This window comes from Vibrio sp. 10N.222.52.C3 (genome assembly GCF_041474195.1).
Lineage (GTDB): Bacteria > Pseudomonadota > Gammaproteobacteria > Enterobacterales > Vibrionaceae > Vibrio > Vibrio crassostreae_C.
Genome location: NZ_JBFRTQ010000175.1, coordinates 936 through 5,654, shown reverse-complemented (window position 1 = coordinate 5,654; position 4,719 = coordinate 936). Strand labels below are relative to the sequence as shown.

Sequence of the window (4,719 nt, the reverse complement as noted above, 5' to 3'; positions counted from 1 at the left end):
CCTGCGGCACACTTTCAATACTCCAATGTGCTCGCGTGCTTTCTAGTAAAGCTTTAGCCGTCAGTTTTGCTGAGCTTATGTAGTGCTTGATTTGCATGGTTTCTCCTGGCTTATCACCTTCTTGACGAATTGAAACGACCATGCCAATTGTGGAGAGTTCCGCCCAATCAAGCGCTATATCGCCTAAGAAATCTGTATTGTGAACAACCATACTCAAACGCGTTTCTGTACGACCATGCCCTTTCTCTTGAGTGACGTATTTATCACCTTCAAAACTATTAATCATACTAGAGTTAAATACTTGGCTAATCGCTTGCTCCAATCTTTTTTGATTACCTTTTACCGCTAATAAGTAATCTGCATCGTAAGCGTCTACGAACCGACTCATTGACTTTCTAATATCAACACAGGTACCGCCAACTAAGGCGGTATCTGTCATTCTGAACGCTATTCGGGGAAGGGGGACTAGTCTGTTTTTGGCATGTTCCAAGGAAGAAGATGACCATGGTCGTCCTCACTTTTCAGTTTCGGGATTTCTCGCAGCACGTATTCCAGATATTCATACGGCTCACAGTCGTTAGCCTTCGCGGTTTCGATAAGACTGTACAGCACAGCACTGGCGCGTGCTCCATTATGAGTCTTCGAGAACAACCAGTTGTTCCGTCCTACTGTGAACGGACGTACTGAACGTTCCGCTCGGTTATTATCCATGCTCAACCAGCCATCATCGATAACTCGTACTAGCTTCGACCATTGATTGAGACTGTAGCTAATCGCCTCACCCAATTTACTTTTAGGGGGCACCTGAGTGACCGATTTATCTAACCACGCCTTGAACTCATTGAGTAGAGACTGAGTCTTTGATTGGCGGGTAACATATCGCTCTTCCCTCGTCTTATCTTTGAGTGCTTGTTCAACACGATAGAGCTTTTGGAACCAATTGACTGCCCACTGGATTTTCCCCCCTTTTCCTTGCTTGCCTTTTGGTTGGCTCTGCTCGGCCTCTATGAACTTGCGTCTTGCATGCGCCCAGCAACCCACCAACTTCGCCTCTGTCTTTTCATACGCTTTATACCCATCCACATGAAGGTATCCAGTGTAGTTTGACAGGTACCATTCAGGGCAGTGGTGACCGCGACTCCCTTCCTGGTAGTCGAACAAGACGATACCGGGGGATTTCGCATTCCCTCCTCGGTCCGGACCACACCCATACAACCAGATGTAACTTTTCTTTCTTTCGTCATCGAGCACGGTCAACGTGGTCTCGTCCGCGAACAGAACATCTTGAGCAAGGAGGCTTTCTTTCAGTAAGGCGATTAACGGCTCTACCTTATCAGCGCAACGCAGTATCCACTGACTCATCGTTTTTCGGCTGAGCGCTAACCCATATTGTCTGAACAACGATTCTTGACGATAGAGAGGCAGGGCATAGTGGTATTTGTTCGTGATGATTTGCGCAAGCAAAGAGGGCGTCGCGATGCTTTTCGGGATAATCGATGCTGGCGGTGGAGCCATTGCAACAACACTCTTCTCTCCTAACGCATTACATTGACGACAGACGTATTTGGGTCTTTCAGTGACTTCAACGTATAACTTGGCTGGGATATACACCAGTTTTTCACTGGTGCTCTGTCCCATCTTGCAGAGTAACGACTGGCAACACGAGCAGGTTTTTTCTGATTCTGGAATGTCCACCACAACACGCTCTCGTGGTAGGTCTTCGGGAAGCTTTGGGCGACCACGTCGTTTTGTCTCGGATGAAGTGTTTTTTGCTTCCGATGTTTCATCATTCTGGGTATCGGCCGCTTCCTCTTCACCTGTCGTATCGGCATGAGTCTCCGCCTCATTGAACTCTAAGTCCTGAGGGGGCATGGTTTCGCTACTGCTACCAAAGCGTTTACGCCGCGCTAGGTTGAGTTTTTCAACCAGCGATTGGATAGTTATTTCGCTCTCGTTTAGAGACTGGCGAAGTGTGAGTACGTTCGATTTACTCTCGTCTAGAGATTGTCGAAGTGTGAGTATGTTCGTAAGCGCGTCATAAACCCCGCATTCTAATCACCTAGCACGAATAATAAGATCAAGTCTCCAACCATGAGGAGATTTGAAATGGGAAAACGACGCACCAATCAAGAATGGCAAACGCTTATTGAACAATCTGAATCGAGTTCACTGTCGACACTCGCGTTTTGTAAGCTCAATGAACTCAATCCCTCAACGTTCTATGCCAAGCGCCAGCAACTCAATAAAACTGACGTATCTCTAAGCTTTGTCCGAGCTGAAGTCGTCGAAAAGACGACGAAATATCAAGCTCAGATAGCAACAGCTAACATGACTCTTCTCATCAATGATGTTGAGCTGAGCATTCCGCAAGGCACGCCAGCGGCCTATCTCGCAGAGCTTATCGGTGCGTTATCATGAAACGCATGCTCAGCGCTCCAGAGATTTACTTGTATCGTGAAAGCGTCGATTTTAGAAAGTCCATCAACGGTCTTGCTGCGATTATCGAAAGTGACACCGACTTACCTTTAGGAAGTGGCGCACTGTTCCTGTTCACCAACAAACAGCGCGACAAAATCAAAGTGTTGTATTGGGATAAAACAGGCTTCGCACTCTGGTATAAACGCCTCGAAAAAGCCAAGTATAAGTGGCCTTCAAAAGAGAAAAACGAGGTGTTTACCCTGACTTAATTCGAGCTTGATAGACTGCTTTCTGGCTTCACGATTATCGGCCATAAACCCCTCATAATAAACGATATTACAATGACTTAATCGATAATAAAGCCTTATATACCAAGCGTTAAGGGCATGATTTTAGTATAATCAATGCCATGAAAAAGACGCCAGATATCAACCCAGAAAGTCAAGATGTTGCCGAGCTACAAGCGATGGTGAAAGCCCTGATGGTCTCGCAAGAGCAGAAGGAATCGCAATGGCAACAAGAGCGCCAATCATTACTTGAACAACTCAAGCTAGCCTTCGACCGTCAGTTCGCTAAACGTTCGGAGGCGTTAAAGCCTTATGATGAATCTCAAGGTGACCTCTTCAACGAAGTGGAAATTGAAGCCGCTAAGGAAGAAGAGGTTGAGGTGACGACAACCACCACAACCACCACAACCACCACAACCACCACAACCACCACAACCACCACAACCACCACAACGAAAAAACGCGGAAAACGTAAGCCACTTCCAAAGACCTTACCTCGTGAGGTTATCGAACTCGATTTAGACGACCATGAAAAGCAGTGCGCTTGCTGCAACCATAGTCTGCATAAAATCGGTGAAGACCGAAGCGAAAAACTGGAGTTCACACCTGCGGTACTCAAAGTACTGGAATACGTTCGCCCTAAGTATGCTTGCCGCCAGTGCGAAAAAACAGAAGACAATAGCCGCATCGTTCAAAAGCCAGCGCCACAAAGCATTATCCCTAAGAGCTTCGCCACAGAAAGCTTGCTGGCCAACATCATCCTTGGTAAATACCAATACGCGATGCCACTTTATCGCCAAGAATCGCTGTTTACTCAGTCGGGTATCGAGCTATCACGAACCACCATGGCACGGTGGGTTATCCAAGTCAGTGAGAAGTTCGCACCACTCTACGCAGCCTTGAAAGAGCACCTACTAAAACAAGTGGTGGTTCAGGCGGATGAAACACCACTCAATGTACTCAAGGAAGATAAACAGTGTTACATGTGGCTCTACTGCTCGGGCACAGACTCGCCAGAAGCTACGTTACCGAATGTGAAAAACATCGCCTTGTACGACTACCAAAACAGTCGCGCGAGGGCGTGCCCTGTTGCCTTCTTGGGTGACTATAGTGGCTATCTACAAACAGATGGCTATGGTGCCTATGATGGGCTTCACCAAGTGACCAATGTCGGTTGCTTGGCTCATGCACGGCGTAAGTTCATGGATGCTAAGAAGCTTCAAGGCAAAGGTAAGTCGGGCAAAGCGGATAAAGCGCTGGCCAAAATCCAGAAGCTCTATGGAATAGAATCACGCTTGAAAGGTGCCTCTGCCGAAAAGCGACAAGCAGAGCGTCAAGCGCACGCCAAGCCGATACTGGATGAGCTTTACGAGTGGATGACGACTCAGCAGGTGATAGAGTCGAGTCCGCTAGGCAAAGCGATAAAATACACACTCGGTCAGTGGCCAAAGCTCATTCGGTATATCGACGACGGTCACTTATCTATCGATAATAATCGCGCAGAGCGCGCAATTAAGCCGCTGGTCATTGGCAGGAAAAACTGGCTCTTCTCGACCAACCCTAATGGCGCCGAAGCGAGCGCAATGCTTTATAGCATTGTCGAGACCGCAAAAGCCAATGGGCTTATCCTCTACGATTACATGGTCAAGTGCATGAAGGAGCTAGCGAAAGCTGAGCCAGATATCGATGCGCTCCTACCTTGGAACTTCAACATTAGCAACATAGCCCCGTGGGTTCATGGGGCGCATACCTTTAATGTTTGTCATAGATGTTCTCTTTTTAGGCATTGTCACTTCCTTGCTACGTTAGATTATCTAACAAGGATAGTGAGCTATTGATTTAAAAGAGAAAAGAAAGGTATTCCGCTAAACCGGACAGTGATTCCGGAGTTCGTGGAAATTTGGCTGGTTTATCCCGGAAATGGTGTCCGGATTAAAACGGAATGAATGTCCGGATAATCCCGGAATCGGTGGTCGGATTGCTCCGGAATATGCAATTAGGCTAAATATCTGCT

4 protein-coding genes and 1 pseudogene are annotated in these 4,719 nt (G+C 47.2%); 3 read left to right on the top strand and 2 right to left on the bottom strand.

The genetic code is table 11. The features are described 5' to 3' along the window. The coding region (locus AB4517_RS21270) for an ISAs1 family transposase (RefSeq protein WP_372149843.1) at positions 1-439 on the bottom strand (439 nt) is incomplete at its 3' end. A 26-nt stretch (positions 440-465) separates the two neighbouring features. Further along, positions 466-2,022: an IS66 family transposase gene (gene tnpC / locus AB4517_RS21265; protein WP_372149845.1), complete on the bottom strand. Its 1,557-nt coding sequence runs from the start codon at positions 2,020-2,022 to the stop codon at positions 466-468. A gap of 84 nt (positions 2,023-2,106) precedes the next feature. Here tnpC (AB4517_RS21265) and tnpA point away from each other — a divergent pair, with 84 nt between their 5' ends. From tnpA to tnpC (AB4517_RS21250), 3 genes and pseudogenes are all read left to right on the top strand, one after another. Next, positions 2,107-2,418 (top strand): IS66 family insertion sequence element accessory protein TnpA, encoded by a 312-nt coding sequence (tnpA, locus tag AB4517_RS21260; protein WP_349969144.1) that lies wholly within the window; start codon positions 2,107-2,109, stop codon positions 2,416-2,418. After that, positions 2,415-2,687 carry an IS66 family insertion sequence element accessory protein TnpB gene (tnpB, locus tag AB4517_RS21255; protein WP_372149840.1) on the top strand — a complete coding sequence of 91 codons (273 nt, stop codon included), beginning with the start codon at positions 2,415-2,417 and terminating at the stop codon, positions 2,685-2,687. Before tnpA ends, tnpB begins: the two co-directional genes overlap by 4 nt. Before the next feature lie 140 nt (positions 2,688-2,827). Further along, positions 2,828-4,414 (top strand): annotated as a pseudogene (tnpC, locus tag AB4517_RS21250) (IS66 family transposase); the annotation flags it as partial. Between the last annotated feature and the right edge of the window lie 305 nt (positions 4,415-4,719).